This is a genomic window from Sphingobacterium thermophilum, assembly GCF_039541675.1.
GTDB classification, from domain to species: Bacteria; Bacteroidota; Bacteroidia; order Sphingobacteriales; family Sphingobacteriaceae; genus Sphingobacterium; species Sphingobacterium thermophilum.
In genome coordinates this window covers 472703-492056 of the sequence record NZ_BAABGR010000006.1, presented here as the reverse complement: position 1 = coordinate 492056, position 19354 = coordinate 472703, and the positions used below count along the sequence as shown (strand labels likewise).

General features: G+C 39.8%; 14 protein-coding genes. 8 read left to right on the top strand and 6 right to left on the bottom strand.

Annotation, left to right across the window (positions count from 1 at the left end; translation table 11 throughout):
* Nucleotide 1: 1 nt before the first annotated feature.
* Nucleotides 2-2131 carry a cation:proton antiporter domain-containing protein gene (locus ABD873_RS04250; RefSeq protein WP_345065066.1) on the bottom strand — a complete coding sequence of 710 codons (2130 nt, stop codon included), beginning with the start codon at nucleotides 2129-2131 and terminating at the stop codon, nucleotides 2-4.
* Nucleotides 2132-2232: 101 nt separating this feature from the next.
* A complete protein-coding gene (locus tag ABD873_RS04245) occupies nucleotides 2233-3450 on the bottom strand; it encodes an ABC transporter permease (protein ID WP_345065064.1) in 1218 nt (405 codons plus the stop codon).
* Nucleotides 3451-3567: 117 nt separating this feature from the next.
* Here ABD873_RS04245 and fmt point away from each other — a divergent pair, with 117 nt between their 5' ends.
* Nucleotides 3568-4485, top strand: a complete 918-nt coding sequence (gene fmt / locus ABD873_RS04240) for a methionyl-tRNA formyltransferase (RefSeq protein WP_345065061.1) — start codon at nucleotides 3568-3570, stop codon at nucleotides 4483-4485.
* Here fmt and ABD873_RS04235 read toward each other — a convergent pair whose 3' ends face one another.
* Entirely contained in the window at nucleotides 4486-4665 is a 180-nt protein-coding gene (locus tag ABD873_RS04235; RefSeq protein ID WP_231561271.1) for a helix-turn-helix domain-containing protein, read from the bottom strand.
* 301 nt (nucleotides 4666-4966) lie between these two features.
* Between ABD873_RS04235 and ABD873_RS04230 the strand changes: the two genes are divergently transcribed.
* From ABD873_RS04230 to ABD873_RS04215, 4 genes are all read left to right on the top strand, one after another.
* Entirely contained in the window at nucleotides 4967-5827 is an 861-nt protein-coding gene (locus tag ABD873_RS04230; RefSeq protein ID WP_039053618.1) for a sigma-70 family RNA polymerase sigma factor, read from the top strand.
* A gap of 201 nt (nucleotides 5828-6028) precedes the next feature.
* Nucleotides 6029-8629, top strand: coding sequence for an ATP-dependent chaperone ClpB (gene clpB, locus ABD873_RS04225; RefSeq protein ID WP_345065053.1), 2601 nt, complete (start codon nucleotides 6029-6031; stop codon nucleotides 8627-8629).
* 358 nt (nucleotides 8630-8987) lie between these two features.
* Nucleotides 8988-9998, top strand: coding sequence for a pirin family protein (locus tag ABD873_RS04220; RefSeq protein WP_345065050.1), 1011 nt, complete (start codon nucleotides 8988-8990; stop codon nucleotides 9996-9998).
* A 205-nt stretch (nucleotides 9999-10203) separates the two neighbouring features.
* Nucleotides 10204-10629, top strand: coding sequence for a nuclear transport factor 2 family protein (locus tag ABD873_RS04215; RefSeq protein ID WP_345065045.1), 426 nt, complete (start codon nucleotides 10204-10206; stop codon nucleotides 10627-10629).
* A 99-nt stretch (nucleotides 10630-10728) separates the two neighbouring features.
* On the opposite strand, the gene ABD873_RS04210 is transcribed toward ABD873_RS04215, so the two are convergent.
* Entirely contained in the window at nucleotides 10729-12327 is a 1599-nt protein-coding gene (locus tag ABD873_RS04210; protein ID WP_345065042.1) for a RagB/SusD family nutrient uptake outer membrane protein, read from the bottom strand.
* Nucleotides 12328-12344: 17 nt separating this feature from the next.
* Entirely contained in the window at nucleotides 12345-15293 is a 2949-nt protein-coding gene (locus ABD873_RS04205) for a SusC/RagA family TonB-linked outer membrane protein (protein WP_345065038.1), read from the bottom strand.
* Nucleotides 15294-15800: 507 nt separating this feature from the next.
* On the opposite strand from ABD873_RS04205, the gene ABD873_RS04200 reads away from it, so the two are divergent.
* Complete coding sequence (locus ABD873_RS04200) at nucleotides 15801-16226, top strand: nuclear transport factor 2 family protein (protein ID WP_345065035.1); 426 nt, start codon at nucleotides 15801-15803, stop codon at nucleotides 16224-16226.
* A gap of 68 nt (nucleotides 16227-16294) precedes the next feature.
* On the opposite strand, the gene ABD873_RS04195 is transcribed toward ABD873_RS04200, so the two are convergent.
* Nucleotides 16295-18298 carry a M13 family metallopeptidase gene (locus ABD873_RS04195; protein WP_345065032.1) on the bottom strand — a complete coding sequence of 668 codons (2004 nt, stop codon included), beginning with the start codon at nucleotides 18296-18298 and terminating at the stop codon, nucleotides 16295-16297.
* Between the two features lie 75 nt (nucleotides 18299-18373).
* Between ABD873_RS04195 and ABD873_RS04190 the strand changes: the two genes are divergently transcribed.
* On the top strand, nucleotides 18374-19015 hold the full coding sequence (locus ABD873_RS04190; protein WP_039053791.1) for a DUF45 domain-containing protein: 642 nt from the start codon (nucleotides 18374-18376) through the stop codon (nucleotides 19013-19015).
* Nucleotides 18990-19352, top strand: a complete 363-nt coding sequence (locus ABD873_RS04185) for a hypothetical protein (RefSeq protein WP_345065024.1) — start codon at nucleotides 18990-18992, stop codon at nucleotides 19350-19352. The genes ABD873_RS04190 and ABD873_RS04185 overlap by 26 nt, the downstream gene beginning before the upstream one ends.
* The last annotated feature ends 2 nt before the right edge of the window (nucleotides 19353-19354 follow it).

Sequence of the window (19354 nt, the reverse complement as noted above, 5' to 3'; positions counted from 1 at the left end):
GTTATTTTTCTTTATTAAAGATATTTCCAAGTCCTCTTGAGATTTTTCTCATAAAAGGTGAAGTCTGTATGGTTTCGTATTCGTCAATATGTTCGTTTGCTTGACGAGCAGGGAATAATAAAATCAGGTTTTGACTCTTATAATACTTACCTACACGCTTCGCAAGTCCGTCCAACGAATCGCGATATGAGACCTCTCCCTGACGTGATGAAACAAAGACCAGCAAGGCATCCGGACTGTTAAAAGTCGCCAGACCATAAATATTATCCCAATCTTCATATGTTTCGAACTTAACTTTTACGCTTGATTTTAACTTTTTATATATTAAAGAGATACTATCTTCCGTACGCGGTTCACAGACAAAACTGATAGGCAATGACAACTCTTGCGCCAATTTAAAAGTCTTTTCAAGCCAATACTCAAAACCTACCTCCGATTCTGCCAAAGGTGGTACAAACACCACTATAGAGCGATGCGAAATCAAAGGCTTATTCAGACGAAGCATAAACAAGGTTGAATCCGTGTTGTTCAAAATACTTTCTGACTTTTCTCCCACAATTTTTTCGACGATAGACGTAGCACTTGGCCAGCCCATGATAATACAATCGGCCATCACTTTTTTCGACATCCGTGCGATTCCTGCCGGAATGTTGAAGTCTATGGTGGTCAGCAACTCTACTTCTGTCTCTGCTCCCGAAGCATATTTGGCCATATTCTCTAGGTTGCGTTTGGCATCCTGCACGTTGATTTCTGCCTGCTCGTCGTCGGGAACTACACTTACTATACTGAGTGGGTAGGGCGACTTCTTAGATTTTATCAACGTGGCAAAATCCAATATAGGCTCCATATTTTTCAAGTTGGCCAACGGAATCATAATCTGTTCTTCCGACTCCTCTACGCGTTCGATATGTTTATCATCTTGGTGTCCTTCCAAAACTATCTTCTTGGATGCATTTTCTGTTACCATAGAAGCTATGATACAGGTGATCAAAATCAAAAGGATAGTTCCGTTCAGCACATTTTCATCGATAATGTTGTTATTGTATCCTACCATTATCACAGCCAAGGTTGCTGCAGCGTGTGCATTGCTCAAACCAAAAATAAGATTGCGCTGGTTTGAGCTGTATTTAAAGATATATTGGGTGATGGTAGCAGCAATGAATTTTCCAAAAACGGAAACGATGGTCAATGTACCTGCAACGATCAACGCGGAAGGACCTTTAGTCAGTACACTTATATCCACAATCATCCCTACCGAAATCAGGAAGAAAGGAATAAAGATAGCATTGCCAATAAATTCTATCCTGTTCATCAAGGCCGAAGAATGCGGTATGAGTTTATTCAGCGACAGACCGGCAACGAAAGCTCCAATGATGGGTTCCAACCCCGCCATCTCGGCTAGGAATGCTGCAAAGAATACCACCGTAAGCACGAAAATATAATGTCCCGTCTTCTCCGCATCTAAGCGTTGGAAAAACCATTTGGCAATCCTAGGTATAATGCCGAACATGATAAATAGGAATATCGCAAAGGATACCCCTAATGTCACCCAAAACTCCTGATTAATTTCACCGTGGGAAGCTCCTGTAATCAAGGCCAGTATAATCAACACAGCCGTATCCGTCAATATCGTTCCCCCGATGGTAATGGCTACAGCCTCATGCTTGGAAATACCATAACGGTTTACAATAGGATATGAAACCAACGTATGTGTAGCAAACATACTGGCTATCAACACACTTGGAAGCACTTCATACCCCAAAATATAATAACATACAGGAAATCCGATAAGAATAGGAATAATAAATGTAAAAAAACCGAAAACAACGCTCTTATGTCTGGATTTTTTGAACTCATTCATATCCAATTCCAGACCGGCAATAAACATGATATACAATAGTCCTATGGTCGAGAAAAGGGTGACTGCTGAATTTTTCTCCAGCCAGTTAAGACCGTGGGGCCCTATGACCACACCCGCCAAAATCAAACCTATAATACCCGGAACACGTATGGGCCTGAGTAGTATGGGAGACAACAGAATAATAAGTAATACAACAGAGAATATCAGTACCGGATTGGTAAGAGGAGCTTGAAACGCATGTATCAAATGTTCTATTACTTTATTACTCATAGTCTTCTGCAATAAATACTTTCTTTAGAAGCTTATAAAGCTCCTTCGTTAGTTTCGTAAATTACAAAAATTTACGCTTATTTCGTAAAAGGATAAATAGATTACTTGAACTGAATGGTTTTAATCGGTGAAATACGTGTCACCAGCATGGAAGGAATTATCGTTGTCAAAAGTACCACAGCTACCACTGAAAGATTTAAAATCAACACCGAAAGTATATCAATATTCATAGGAACAAACTCCAGATAGTATATGCTAGGATCCAGCTTGAAAAAATGGGTTGCTCGCTGAAACATATATATTGCAAAGGCAAAGATATTACCGATTAACAGACCATAACCGATAATATATAATGAATTCCATATAAATACCTTCCGAAGATCACCGTTGTTCATTCCCAATGCTTTAAGAATACCGATCATGTTTGTACGTTCTAATATGGTAATCAACAAGGAAGAAATCATGTTGATGACCGCTACAATCACCATAAGCACGAAAATAATGTCGTCGTTCATATCCAGCATTTCCAACCAGTTGAAGACGTCTGCCCAATATTCCACTACGTTGGAAGCTTTAAGATGCATAGGCAAAGCATCGTTTACAGCTTCTGTCGCCTGCGTAAGCTGAGAAAAGTCTGAAATCCGTATTTCATAAGCTCCCGCCTCATTCGGCAACAGATTGTTCAGCTTACGGATAACGTCCAAAGAGCCTACCACATAATTTTTGTCCCAGTCGTCCGAATTCGTACGGAAAATACCTTGGATAATAAATTTTCTCTTGCGAATCCTTTTGTCCTGCACAAAAGACATAATCAGATTGTCACCTACATCTAACTTTAATCGATTGGCCAGATAATGGGAAATAAGCAATTGCTGATCAGCCCTTTCTGCTTTCAAATCCAACAACTCCCCTTCTACAAGGCAACTATTCAGGAAAGATTGATTATAAAGGCTGTCAATTCCTTTAAGCATAATTCCTTCCACCTCATCATTTACATTGATTATCCCTACCTGTGTGGCAAAAGGACTGATAGATAGTACACCGGGAATCTTCAGCAAAGAATCTTTCTGTGCTTCTCCCAACAGCACGGGAGTAATATCCGTAGGAGAAAGCTCATGCCGCGTTACAATGATATCGCCGAAAAATCCCCTTTGTTTGGTCGTAATCTCCTCTTTAAAACCACGAAGGATAGCCACCGAAAGTAATATAGCAATGATAGCCAATGACAAAGCTCCTATCGTGACACGCACAATAAGCTTGGAAAAGGTCCGTTGTCCCTTAACATTGATTCTGTTGGCTAATAATAAAGGAAAGTTCAACTCGACATTAAATTTTGTAACTTCGCAAAGTTAATAAAATTTGCCACTTGACAAACTGAGCTTAGTCATTGATATGCTGTGGCAGACAGTATTTCCAAGAATTTAATTGTAGTAATTATGCGTATAATTTTTATGGGTACCCCTGATTTTGCAGTAGAATCCCTTAAGGCACTGCTAGAATCAGGATATAATGTAGTTGCTGTAGTGACCACGCCGGATAAGCCTGCCGGCAGAGGACAGAAGATTCATCAATCTCCGGTAAAAGTTTTTGCTACCCAACATAATATTCCTGTATTGCAACCAGAAAAACTCCGCAATCCGGAATTTCTTGAACAGCTAAAATCTTACAATGCCGACATACAGGTCGTGGTAGCTTTCCGCATGTTACCCGAGGTAGTATGGAACATGCCTCCTATGGGCACCATCAACGTTCATGCCTCCCTCTTACCACAATATAGAGGCGCTGCTCCTATCAACCATGCTATCATTAACGGAGAAAAAGAATCCGGCGTCACAACGTTCAAGCTGCAACACGAAATCGATACAGGTCATATACTGCTGTCAAGTAAAGTAGCCATAGCCGATACAGACACTGCCGGCATATTGCACGATAAACTTATGGTAGAAGGGGCTAAACTGCTTATACGCACCTTGGAAGGATTAAAGAATAACAGCATAACCCCTACTCCCCAGGACCAGATAGATGCAGGAGCGCTCAAACATGCACCTAAAATTTTCAAAGAAGACTGTCTGATAGATTGGAACAATTCTTCAGAAAAGATTTACAACCTTATCCGAGGATTAAGCCCATATCCAGCCGCCTTCACATTGATGCAGGGAAAAGTACTTAAAATTTATGAAGCTACTTATGAGCTTGCTACACATAATGACCCTATAGGCTCTTTCAAATATGACGGCAAAACATATTTGAAATTTGCCACGGCTGATGGCTACCTCAACTTGCTTAGTGTACAAATTGAAGGTAAAAAGAGAATGAAGGTTGATGAATTTTTGCGAGGATACCGATTCGAATAATTATTCCTCCTCGTAAACTATAATATCCCCCGGTTGGCAGTCTAAAGCCTCGCATATGGCTGCCAACGTACTTAAACGTATAGCTTTAGCCTTATTATTCTTTAAAATTGACAAATTAGACAACGTAATACCCACACGTGCACTCAACTCATTAAGTGACATTTTTCTTTTAGCCATCATTTGGTCTAACCGGATACCTATTTTTTTCATGTTTACTAATTGTTTAACACCAACAAAACAAATGTACCCCAAAAATGTTTTATTGTAATAAGAAAAATTTTTATTGGTTAGACATTAAGTATAACGAAAAGTTTATTTTGGCAGAAAAGGATAATTTGGAATGATTTTTGATGCAACAAAGCAGTCAACCTGTTTTTCGTAACTTCCTGAATACGAGGATTTAAATTACAAATTAATTACAAAAAAAGACGGTGAATTTTAGTATTTTTGCATCATCCAAAAGAAAGGTTAATAAAAATTAATGAGACAGCTCAAAATTACACAATCGATCACGAATCGTGAATCACAATCTCTTGACAAGTATTTACATGAAATTGGTAAAGTGGATTTGATTACGGCCGAAGAGGAAGTAATCTTAGCCCAACGTATTCGCGAGGGAGATCAGAAAGCATTAGAGAAGTTGACCAAAACCAACTTGCGTTTCGTAGTTTCAGTTGCTAAACAATATCAGAATCAAGGTCTTACTTTAGGAGACTTGATTAATGAAGGTAATTTAGGCCTAATCAAAGCAGCGAAACGTTTTGACGAAACCAAAGGGTTTAAGTTTATCTCTTATGCAGTGTGGTGGATTCGTCAGTCTATTTTGCAAGCTATCGCTGAACAATCACGTATTGTGCGTTTGCCGCTTAACCAAGTAGGTTCTCTAAGTAAAATCAGCAAAGCTTTCTCAAAATTAGAACAAGAGTACGAACGCGAGCCATCTCCGGAAGAATTAGCCGAAATCTTAGAAACTACGGTAGACAAAGTGTCTGATACGTTGAGTAACTCAGGAAGACATGTCTCCATGGATGCACCTTTCGTACAAGGAGAAGAAAACACATTGTTGGATGTGTTGGAAAATTCAGACCCTGATACGGATAGTGCATTGATCGACGAGTCCTTATCTGAGGAAATCAAACGTGCACTTGCTACCTTAACAGAAAGAGAAAGAGAGATTATCGTCCTATTCTTCGGACTTGGTTCTAATCATCCGCTATCATTGGAAGAGATCGGCGAAAAATTCAATCTTACCAGAGAACGCGTTCGCCAAATCAAAGACAAAGCTCTACAACGCTTACGTCACACTTCTCGAAGCAAAATTTTAAAATCTTATTTAGGCTAATTTAAAAGTTCATATTTAAATTAAGGGAAAGCGCAAGACAACATCTTGCGCTTTATTTTTTGTCAATATTTCTTATTCCTTCCTTTAAAACTGCAAAAAAGACAGTTGTTTTTATTCAAAACAGACATTTTTTCAGCTTTTCTGCTCTTCTACCCCTCAGGCATTCAATTTGTTACTAAATGAGTGTAAATCGATTAGCTTATGAACTTTAACAATTATACAATCAAGGCTCAGGAGACCATACAAAAGGCCTCAGAAATTGCTGCAGGAAATCAACAGCAAGCCATTGAGCCGGCACATATACTTAAAGCTTTACTTGAAGTAGATGAGCACGTCATTTCTCATCTCCTCAAAAAGCTTAACGTCAACCTCAGCTATCTAACTACTGAGGTCAACAAAATTGTAGATTCCCTACCTAAAGTTACAGGAAGCCAAATCTATTTGAGCAACAACACCATCGCAGTGCTACAAAAAGCGCAGAGCTACCTCAAAGAATTCAACGATGAATATGTTTCTATAGAACATCTGTTGTTAGGATTGCAGGCTTCTTCGGATAAAGTAGGCAACCTACTGAAAGATCAAGGAGTAAATGAGAAAGATTTAAAAATAGCAATAAAAGAATTGAGAGGAAAAAACAGAGTTACAGACCCTAATGCCGAAGCGACATACAACGCTTTGAATAAGTACGCACGTAATCTAAATGAATTTGCGGAATCCGGAAAGCTGGATCCTGTGATAGGTCGTGATGAGGAAATCCGTCGTGTGATGCAAATTCTTTCGCGACGTACTAAAAATAACCCTATCCTTGTCGGCGAGCCAGGTGTTGGTAAGACCGCCATTGCCGAAGGTATAGCACATCGTATTATCAAAGGCGACGCTCCTGAAAATCTTAAGACAAAAACTGTTTATTCGCTAGATATGGGAGCTCTTATCGCCGGAGCAAAATACAAGGGTGAATTCGAAGAGCGACTTAAGGCTGTCGTAAAAGAAGTGGTTGATTCCGATGGGGAAATTATCCTTTTTATCGACGAGATCCACACCTTAGTAGGTGCCGGCGGTGGTGAAGGCGCCATGGATGCTGCCAACATTCTCAAACCGGCCCTAGCACGTGGAGAATTACGTGCTATCGGAGCTACGACACTCAACGAGTATCAAAAATACTTCGAGAAAGACAAAGCTTTGGAGCGTCGTTTCCAAAAGGTCATGGTAGAAGAGCCGGACACCCAGGATGCCATCTCTATCCTTCGTGGTTTGAAGGAACGTTATGAAACCCACCACAAGGTACGTATCCTAGATGAAGCAATTATCGCGGCCGTGGAATTGTCGCAACGCTACATCACCGACCGCTTCTTGCCAGATAAAGCTATAGACCTTGTGGACGAAGCTGCCTCCAAACTACGTCTGGAGATGGATTCCGTACCGGAAGCGGTGGACGAACTAGACCGTCGCATCATGCAACTGGAAATCGAGCGCGAAGCCATCAAACGAGAAAATGATGAGAAAAAGGTTGCAGAGCTTTCCGAAACCATAGCCAATCTTTCCGCAGAGCGCGACGCCTTGAAAGCAGCATGGCAGGCTGAAAAAGAACTCGTAGACCGTGTAAACCAAGAAGTTCAAAATATTGAGAACTATAAAATAGAAGCCGAACAAGCGGAACGTCAGGGTGACTACGGTCGTGTGGCCGAACTGCGCTACGGCAAAATCAAAGAAGCCCAAGATACGGTAGAGAAGCTCAAAGCACAACTGAATGAGATGCAGAAAAGCTCCCGTATGCTTAAAGAAGAGGTTACGGCAGAAGATATTGCAGACGTGGTATCCCGTTGGACTGGTATCCCTGTAAGCAAAATGGTGCAGTCCGAACGCGAAAAACTGTTGAACCTTGAAAAAGAGCTTCACAAACGTGTAGCCGGTCAGGAAGAAGCCATAGAAGCCATATCGGATGCCATACGAAGATCCCGTGCCGGATTAAGTGACGCCAAACGTCCTATAGGTTCGTTTATCTTCCTCGGAACGACCGGGGTCGGTAAGACTGAGCTGGCAAAAGCTTTGGCAGAGTTCCTGTTCGACGATGAACAAGCCCTGGTAAGGATAGATATGTCGGAATATCAGGAGCGTCATTCCGTGTCACGACTTATCGGTGCGCCTCCAGGTTATGTAGGTTACGATGAAGGTGGTCAGCTCACAGAAGCCGTACGTCGTCGACCTTATTCTGTAGTTCTGTTGGATGAAATCGAAAAAGCACATCCTGATGTTTTCAACATCTTGTTGCAGGTGCTGGACGACGGACATCTTACAGACAACAAAGGTCGCACGGTGAACTTTAAAAACACTATCATCATCATGACCTCCAACACCGGTTCACATATCATCCAAGAAAATTTCTCGCTGTTGACAGAGTTCAACAAAGATGAAATCATTGCGAAGACTAAGGAAGAAGTTTTTGAACTCCTTCAAAAGTCTATACGGCCAGAGTTCTTGAACCGCATTGATGAGATCATCATGTTCACTCCGCTAAGCCGAAACGAAATAGCGGAAATTGTGAAGATGCAGTTCAACAAAGTTGTACAACAACTCGCCGAACAAAATATTATGCTAACAGCGACAGAGGATGCTCTAGATTGGTTGGCTCAATTGGGTTACGATCCGGTATATGGTGCTCGTCCTCTAAAACGTGTCATTCAGAAACGTATCCTGAATGAGCTTTCTAAAGAAATCCTGTCAGGAAAAGTAACGTCCGATTCAGTGATTGAGTTAGACGTATTTGACGGTAAATTTGTTTTCTTGAATAAAAAGGAGGGATAATATTTCATAACCCTTCATCGTAAAAAGGTTCTTTACATTACCGAAAGAACCTTTTTGCGATTATTAATAAGTTAGAATTTTAGTTTCTATAGGTACATTAGGAACTACTATATCTATTATTTCAATATTTACTCGATTTTGATGAGCATCCAATCTATAGCTGTAATAAACTTGTAATTTAATACCATATCCTATTTTCTAGCACGTTGCATTACTGGTTCCCAATAACATCTAATCTCCTATTTAATAAAGCTCATCACGAAAAACGATTTAAACATGACTTGAATAGGGGCTCCTCGGCTAGAGCTATATGTCGGCATAGACTTTGATAATTTATAATAAGAAGAAAGGCTTATAAATGAAAATTAAAAACATCCAAAAAGTCGCAGGGCGTATGAATATTGGTGATCCCTTTATTTTTGGCGCTTATCATTATGATTTGTATCCCGAAGGAAATGGAAAATTTGGTCCCAAAGCTTCTTTGGAAGGACATAATCTAGGTAATGACTTTGATAATAATCTACCTTGGCGTATGTATCATGGAAGGTCCATTCCAGGCTTTCCTTTCCATCCGCATAGAGGATTTGAAATCATTACAATTGTAGAGGAAGGATATGCTGATCACTTTGATTCCAAAGGTTCCAAAGGACGCTACGGCGAAGGAGATGTACAACTGATGAGTGCCGGTTCAGGCGTCTTGCATGGTGAGATGTTTCCTTTGATACATGAAGATAAACCTAATCACCTACGTTTGTTTCAAATCTGGATGAACCTTCCTGCAGCAAGCAAAATGACCGAGCCCCAATACAAAATGCTTTGGCACGAACAAATCCCTATTGCAAAACCAACTGGTGATGTACGTATTAAAGTCATCCTAGGCGAATATGAAGGTGTTAAATCATTAGGAAGCCTACCCTACTCTTGGGCTAAAGACCCTAATCATCGTGTAGGCGTAGCTCTAATAACCATCGATGCCGGTGCCTCCTATACCATAAAAGCGTCTTCAGCTTCTTTGAACCGCTTTCTTTTCTACTATGAAGGCAATGCTGCTATAAAAATTGAAGAACAATCCATCGACGCAGGTTATCTTCTAGACCTTCAAGGCGGTGAAGATATTGTGATCAAAAACATTACAAATGGAGATGCAAAGTTACTTCTGTTGGAAGGAGAGCCTATTAATGAACCTGTAGCTGCGTATGGACCTTTTGTAATGAATACAGAACAAGAATTGGAAGAATCTTTTAGAGAATATAGAAGAACGCAGTTTGGTGGATGGCCTTGGGGACAGGAAGAAGCGGCCCTCGTACATGCAAAAGATGCAGGTAGATTTGCAAGTTATCATTTTGGTAAAGAAATAGATAAGCCATAGCTACACAAGACTCCTTATAAATCCTAGCCATTTGCCGGTTAGGATTTTTTTTTGCCTTTATTTACCGACCCAAAATAATTGTTCACCGAATTATCTCTGTTCTTCATCTAAACGTTATTTCTCAGCCCTCAATTTCATCCTAATTTTGGAATGTAAACAAAAGGAAAACAATTAATTAAATCATAAGACATTAAAAATTAGAACCATGAAAACTACAATCAAATCTATCGCAACAGCTTTATTAATGATAGTTTCATTAAGCTCTTTTGCCAAAGTCAACGCAAACCCTTTGATGGGTAAATCTACTGCTGATATAATGGTAGCTTACGCCGAAGCCGTAGTGGAAGGTAATAGTCTTCTGAACAAATATCTTTTCACAGAAGATTTTACCTATGAGAACACAGCTAATCAGCAAACCTTCGATAAAAAGAAATACATGAAGCTTATCGAAAGCAACAAAGGGCTGAAATTCGATTGCACTACTAATTATCAGATCTTGGATCAGACAGGAAAGTCCTGCGTAGCTAAGGTTACTATGGACTTCGAAACCTTCCAAAGAGTAGATATTATCACCTTAAAATTTACAGAGGAAGGATGGAAAATCAGTGAAGTCGTTACAACTTATCCTTAATCAAACATCAACATAAATCAAAAAGCTCTCCATACTGGACTGCCCCCAAAAAGTTAGACACTTATTTGGGGCATTTCTATACGGAGAGCTTTTATTTTTTTAATAGCCAGGATTTTGCCTTAAGCCAGGTTCTACCTTCAATGTACTTTCGTGGAAAGGCCATAAGTATTGATGAGGCAAAAATTTGCGATCTTCAATTTTTAAAGTCACCTTCTGTCCATTTACCATTCGGGTGTGTCCCAAAGCGGGCTGGTTCAACACCTCTTCGGCTATTCTCCAACGTATGATATCTTCATAGCGTAAGCCTTCTCCAGCCAATTCTATCCTTCTTTCGTTTTGCAGCAGCTTGAGCCACTCCTGTTGTGTACGGTTTTCCAAGGTCACATCTGCCACCGTCATATCTAGGCCGGCACGTCTGCGAATATCATTAATACACTGTTTGGCTAAATCGTCGATATCATTGAGCATGATTTTAGCTTCCGCATAAGTAAGGAGTACCTCTGCATACCGCAAAAGAGGAAAATGCATATTTCCTCCACTTCGGAAAGCATCGGCCTCATCCACAAACTTTCTAAACCAATATCCTGAACGACTCGCCCTTAAATTTTCATGATACATGGGATTATCCGGATTGTAAATATTGATTTCTTCTCCATAAAATAAGTCGCCGTGTCCCATAATGCTCATAGCATATCGAGGATCGCGGTTTAGCTTGGGATTCAGTTCATATTCCTCCTTAGTATACAAAGGACATTGATCAATAGGTCTTCCTTGTAAAGTCCAGTATGAGTCTACAAGCGCCTTGGTAGGAACCACATAGGATTGGCCGTTCCCAGAGCGATACTGAGGAGCCAAGTCTCTAAATGAGTTGGTAGCGGAGTTATCATGACTTTCCATATCGAACTTCATGATAAACTCTTTGTTTGTTTTATCTGCCTTATAATTGAACAAATCTCCATATACGGGATGAAGTTCATATTTGTGGCTGTCTATAATTTCCTTTGCCAGACGTGCTGCCAATTCATAACGTTGATTGAATAAAGCATAGCGCATCACCAAGGCTTTAAAGGAGTAGCGGTTGAACATATAGGCATTGGTTGTGCCTTCATTTTCTGGTAAACGGCGTGCTATATCTTCGGAAATCTTGAAAAGAGAATCCAATATTTGTTCTTTTGGCATCGCCGGTTGGATGGCTGTCTCTAAGTCTAAAGGCTGTAAGGCAAAGGGCACATCTCCCCAATAGAAGGTAAGCCTAAAATAATGCCACACACGCAATCCTTCCAATACCGCTTTATAACGTTCTCTCACAGCTTCATTTTCTACGTAAGGGATATGGGCTTTGTCGATAAACGTGTTGAGACGTCCCATATGTTTGTTATGCAAAGACCAGTAATATTCTGCAAAAGCTGAGTTACTATTCATGCTTCCGTCAGCAATCACACGGTGGTGATCTGCGGTATTACGGGCGTAAGCGTTGTCGCTTCGTCCATCCATCATATAAAACAATAGTTTACGGTCAGATGCATGTGTAAAAACATCAAGGTAACTGCTATACACTACACGGCGTAAATCTTCTTCCGTATTATAAAACTCCTCAAAACTGGTTGCTGTGGGATCTCTTTTATCTAGGAATTTCTCGCAGGAAGTAAACCCTACCAAAGCTATCAAAGCTGTAGCGATATATCTTATTATTTTCATAATTCTCATGATTAAGTTTATAAAATTGTTGCTCTCAAGCCTAAACTATACGTTGCCATTCTAGGATAACCACCATTTCCACGGTTTCGCGTACTTCCATCCCATCCTATTTCGGGTTCCAAGCCCTCATATTTGGTAAAAGTAAAGGCATCCTGCGCATTAAAATAAAGGCGCACATTTTTTATAGCCTTTCCTACCATCGGGAAGGTATAACCTATCTGTAACATCTTTACACGGAAATAGGCTCCATTGCTCATCCATAGGTCACTCAGGTATGCATTAGTTGTATTTCCAAGCCACAGACGTGGGAACCTGCTGTTAGGATTCTCAGGTGACCAGCTGTTGTCATCATAATATGTACGCGGAGCTCCTAGTGAGTTACTACTTCCATCCATAAGTACCGGAAAAGCCTCTTGCCCAACCAAACGCACTTTACGCTTTCCGACCCCCTGTCCCAAGAAAGAAAAGTCCCATCGTTTATATTTCAAATCCAGACTTAAGGAATAGTTAAGATGTGGATACGGATCACCTAGGTTCACACGGTCAGCATCGTTGATGATACCATCTCCATTTTGATCTACATATTTGATATCTCCCGGTAAGGTGTTTGGGAACTTGGCACTGGTAGCATCTATTTCGGCTTGCGATTGGAAATAACCATCTGTCTGAAATCCATAGTAATTATCCAGTGAGATACCTTTATACCATACTTTATCCGGATTTCCTTTGAAAACCAACGTATCTGCCTCCGTGTATCCTGCTTTCATAATTTTGTTCGTATTATCATATAACATTCCTCCAATGCTGTATTCTACGTTTCCAATCTTATCGGACCATTTTGCTGAAATTTCCCAACCTTTATTCTCCACTTCGCCTATATTTACGGCAGACTCAAGATAGTAAGAACCTGTCAGTGGAGGTACGGGGAAGTTGTCGTATATCAGATCATAGGAATACTTGTTGTACACCTCCGCCGTGAAGGATAGTCGGTCTTGAAGTGCTGCTATATCCACTCCGAAGTTCCATTGTCTCTGCTTTTCCCAGGTAAACAGCGGATTAGGTACCCGCATGGTCCAGCCCCAATTATTTACAATCTCTTGCCAAAGGTAAGGGTCCACGTTTTCGTTTCCGATTTTACCCCAAGAAGCCCTAAACTTAAGGTTGGTAAGAACTCCGGAGCTTTTCACCTCTTCCATGAATGCTTCATTATGCACATTCCACGCTAGTGCAACTGAGGGGAAAAAACCCCACTTGTGTCCTGGTGCAAACTTACTGCTTCCATCGTAACGACCTGTGGCTTCTAGGATGTATCTATTGTCAAAAGAATAGTTTAGCTTACCGAAGAATGAAGCTTTATTGATTTCTCTGTAGTCGGTATAAACATGACTCATCACCTCAGAGCCCAACAGAAAATATAATTTATCCTTATCCTGACGTATTCCTCTAGTATAGTTTATCAACGCTCGGGCGGTCAACTGAGATTGACTTACGCCCTGCTCTGCTCCCACACTGTTAGACCATATCGTACTTGGTGCGCCATCTCCATCGAAAAATTTAAAAGTAGAACGCTTGTATTTATTGGCAGATTTGTTAATCATATAAGACACATTACCTTCAACACTCAAATTATTGTTGATATTGTACCGAGGTCGCAGATTGATAGTACTGCGGTCATGCATATAATTCTTAATCCCTCCCTTTTCAATAGACGCTATTGGATTGATATTATTATGTAATATATAATGGTCCGGAAGATCAGAATCATAGTAAATTTGTTGGGTAGGATTCATTCGCCACGCCAACTGATAAAGGCCATGGCCGTCATCATTGGCCATCAATCGATTTACCTGTAGACGGTGGGCGTAAAAATCAGCAAGCAGCACAAATCGGTCTGCGATATTAATATTTGTATTGAAACGAGCAGAGAATTTCTGCGTTCCCTCCACATCATTGAGTCCATTTTCTTTATTATGTCCCAACATTAGGTTGAATGTTCCTACACCACCTCCCCCCGAAATATTAGCATTAGTATTATAGGAATATGCATTACGTTGTATAACTTCATCCAACCAATTTACCGAAGGTGTTTCGCCACTCTCTGCTTTTCGGATGTCTTCTTCGGAAAACAAAGGTGTCTGTCCTTGATGCTCTCTCGTCGCATTATGTAGACGCATGTAGCGTACAGCATCGACAAACTCTGGCAGCTTGATAGGACGGTCAAAAGCTGTCCACGTGTTCACATCCACCTTAAACTGTCCGGTATATCCTCTTTCAGTTTCAATGATGATAACGCCGTTAGCCCCACGAGAACCATATAAGGAAGCCGAGGCCGCATCCTTCAGCACCGTTATACTTTTAATCTGGTTAGGATCGAGGTCCGTCATGGATTGCTCCATACCGTCCACAATAACTAAGGGCGCAGCATCTTTTAAGGTACTTATCCCCCGAATGTTAACGATTCCCGGCACTTCTCCCGGCAGGTTGCTGCTCCGCATCATCATCACTCCCGGCAGAGTACCACTGAAGGCCTCCTCCATCTTATGGATAGGTCTAGTTTTGGTCTTATCCATATCCAGCTGCGCCACCGAAGAAGCTACGTGCTGCCGGTCTATCTGTGAATACCCCGTCACCACTACCTCGTCAATATTCTTGCTTTCTAAAGCCAAGGTGACATTAATAGTTTGCTTACCTTCAGTTGCAATTTCCTGCGATACATAACCTATACTACTAAATATCAAAACTCCTTCCTGAGGAATAGTAATCTCATATTCCCCTTTTTCGTTCGTAAGGGTACCAATATTGGTACCACGAATGAGCACCGAAACCTTACTTAACGGTACGTTATCGGTATTACGCACCTTACCCATAATACGACGCTGCTGCGCAAAAGCATATTGACAGTTACTAGTCAATAAGAGCACCAACAGCAAATGCCACAATACACTAAAAAAATTGTTGCTTCTCATTAGTTTATAATTAGGTTGAACCATAAATATTAATTTTACAGCAATAAAATTTCTATACGCAATGAAATAGCGTACAAAAGGTATACAAACAGTTTTTTTTTAGTTTAGGTAGATATATAAATCTGTTTTATTGTAAGTATTCGTAATAAAATTAAAGAATATTGAGCATAAATTAGGCAAAAAGTATTATTTTATAATTAATTCGAGTATAAACTGAAAATCAAGTTTGTTATTTTATAAATAACAAAAAACAAATAAAAGCCTATTTAAAAATGATTTAAAAAATTACCCTCTTTATTACTTCTGTTATAGATAAGTGCTTTCTTTCACCGATATTCCACTTTTTCCATATCAATTCACCGAAAGAGAATAATCTTTTACCGAGATTTATACACCACTAATCTAATGTCCATTTCATAAAGACGCTCTCCTGCCTAATTTTGGAGTGTAGACAAAAGGAAATAAGGAATTAACCATCAATAAAAGACATTAAAATTATTTACAACTATGAAAAACATCATCAAATCTATCGCAGCGGCATTATTAATGATTGTGTCATTAAGTTCATTTGCCAAGGGATCCTTTAACCCTCTGAAAGATAAATCTTCAGCCGATGTAATGATTGCCTATGCTGAAGCTGTAACTGCAGGCAACTATATGTTCAACAAATACCTTTTTACTGATGACTTTGAATATGAGAATGTTGCCAATAAATTGGTTTTGAACAAGCGCAATTACATCAAACTAATTGAAAGCAACAAAGGATTGAAGTTCAATTGTACTACAAACTATCAGATTTTGGATCAGACAGGAAAGTCATGTATAGCTAAAGTCACTATGGATTTCAATCATTTCCAGAGAGTGGACCTCGTCACGCTAAAGTTGACGGATAACGGCTGGAAGATTAGTAAAGTTGTGACAACTTATCCTTAATCAAACATCCATACAAACCAAAAAAGCTCTCCAAATGGAGAGCTTTGCTTTTATTGTTGAAAATTGGACTACCAGATTTTGATTCGTTTTTCTTTAGGAACATAAAGTTTGTCCCCTTCTTTAGTGCCAAACGCTTCGTGGAAACCATCTAAGTTGATGATTGGCGCGAAAGCTCTGTACTGTGCCGGAGAGTGAGGGTCTGTCTTCACCTGATTGATAACGAAAGCATCGGTAGTTTTCGTTCTCCAGATAGTAGCCCACGAAAGGAAAAATCTTTGTTCAGGAGTAAATCCGTCAATTAATCCTGGGTTACCTTTGTCCTGCAAATACATTTTCAAAGCATCGAAAGCAACCGAACTACCACCCAAGTCGCCGATGTTTTCACCTAACGTAAAACGACCATTTACAAATACTCCTGGAACAGGCTCATATTTCTCGAACTGTGCAACCAATGCATCGGCTGCCGCTTCAAATTTTCTTCTATCTTCGTCGGTCCACCAGTTGTTGAGGTTTCCGTCGCCATCGTATTGGGAGCCAGAGTCATCAAAACCATGTGAAAGCTCGTGACCAATAACGGCACCTATACCTCCGAAGTTTACTGCCGCATCCGCTCTGAAATCATAGAAAGGAGCTTGAAGAATCGCCGCAGGGAATACGATTTCATTGTTTAAAGGACTATAATAGGCATTCACCGTCTGTGGTGTCATACCCCATACTTCCTTATCCACCGGCTGTCCCTGTTTTGCTAGGTTTTCCTCAAAACGCCATTTTTGAATGTTCATGACGTTCTCGTACAACGAAGTGCCTATTTCCAGCTTAGAATAATCCTTCCACTTGTCAGGATAACCTATTTTTACAGTAAATTTGGACAGCTTTTCTAAAGCTTTAACTTTTGTAGCCTCGGACATCCAGTCCAAATTTTTGATATGTATTTCAAAAGATTTGATAAGGTATTTTACCAACTCTTCACAAGCAGCTTTAGCCTCCTCAGGGAAATATTTCTCTACATATAATTTTCCCAATAGCTCACCAATATTGCCGTTTACATATTCTAAACCGCGCTTGTCGATGCTGCGTTGTTCTTGCTGTCCTCTTAACTTTTTACCGAAAAATTCGAACGAAAGTTTGTCAAGCTCTTCTGTAAGGTAAGAAGAAGCATCGCTGATAAGATGGAATTTAAGGTAATCTTTGATTACAGGAACATTCTTTTCATTAAGAATGCGGTCCAAGTTTTCATAATACTTAATTTCACCGATAATTACTGTATCAGCGGTGAAGCCCATCTTACGTAGATAACCGGCTACGTCAACATTCTTAACGAGTTTGTTAAGATCTTTTACAGCAACAGGGTTATAGCGTTTCTTGGCATCACGCGATTCTTCGACGGTTTTCAGGTAAGAGGCTATTTCCTTCTCGAATGCGATCACCTTAGGACCTTTAAGATCTTTGGTTTTAGGGTCCAACTTGCTATATAAAGTATTGATAAATTCCGAATAGTCATTTAAAGTTTTCTTGTTTGCCTCATCTTCTTTTTGGTAATAATTGCGACCCAAACCTAAACCACCGCCACCAAGATATACGGCATTGATTTTGGAATTTTTGAGATGTGCACTTACAAACCCGCCATAGAATGGATTTCCTCCCTCTTTACCATACTTCAAGAGGTAAGTTTCAAGATCTTTAAGGTTACGGATACTGTTGATATCTGCTAGTTGTTTTTGGATAGGCTGCAACCCTACTTTGTTACGTGCCTCAAAATCTACGTACGAGCGATAAAGGTCGGCAATCTTTTGAGCATCCGAACCTTTAGGGTGTGTACCCTCAAGGGTTGATTTTAAAATTTCTAATACGGCAATATCCGTCTTTTCGCGCAACTCATCGAAAGAACCCCAACGCGCCCTATCCGACGGAATAGTTACCGTTTTCATCCAGTTCCCATTTACGTAATTGTAAAAGTCATCCTGAGGACGTACTGATTGATCCATATAATCCAGATTAATCGCTTTGTACTCCTGACTAAAAACGAACTGGGAAGCCAACATCGTTGCAGTCAATACAAAAATTTTCTTCATCTTTATAAACTTTAGCTTGTGTGTGTTATGCAAACATAATTATTTCATGCTAACTTTAACGTAACTATTTTGTGTATGTTAATAGAAATTGAGGACAAAAATTATAAGATTTATCCCAAAAGTGCGCAAGAAGGAATAAAAATCCGAAAGATTGTCAATGACACTATCCATCTGGATGTGCCAGCGCATTACACTCAGGAAATGCTTACTGCTTATGTCCGCAACATCCTTCCTAAAGAGTTAAAATCTTACACAAAGAGTAATCCGTCCTCTTCCTATTTTTCTATTTTCGGCAATAAATACCCTATACGATACAAGCATATTAGTCAAGCTTACTTTCATGATGGCATAATATATCTGCCGGAAGGCATGGTATTAAGACAAAAAAATAGCGAAGAGATAAAACTTCTTCTGTTGCAAAACTTTATCAACTCCTGCTTGTCTACATTAGAAGAAGAGTTAAATCATCTTTTGCCGCAAATTTCAATAAAGCCGTTGAAGAAAAATTATTTTTCCATCAGTAAGGAAAAGAATAAAATTACTTACAGTAAAAAGTTAATTGAAAAAGAACAACAGTTTGTATTTTATATAATTATAAAATCAATAGAAATAATTTTGGATCGGGAAAGCACCTTAAATCTTGTCCAAAAATTTGTTGCTAATTACAGGCATTATGATAAAATAATAGCATATGAACAACTGCGAATTGAAGATTAAAATCCCGAATATAGATATTCAAGAGCTCTCCAAAAATGAGCAGCTTTTAGCGGAGCTGCTGAATAGCAATCATAGACAAGAGCTGCAAGAATATATTTTGGACGGGCTTGGCAATAAAGATGGCGGCCCACAAGCTACCCTGTTTAAAGTGAAGAACTTCTTCTATAATCAGGGAGAGCGAAAAGGTGCTTTTCGTCTAACCTTTATCGTACAACGTAGGTATTGCTGTTCGGACACAAAGTCCTGTCAAGAGGATTATTTAGACTTTGATTTTGTAATCGATAATGACATTCTTGTAGCACATACCATATATTTCGACTGGAGTTTAAATAATTAATG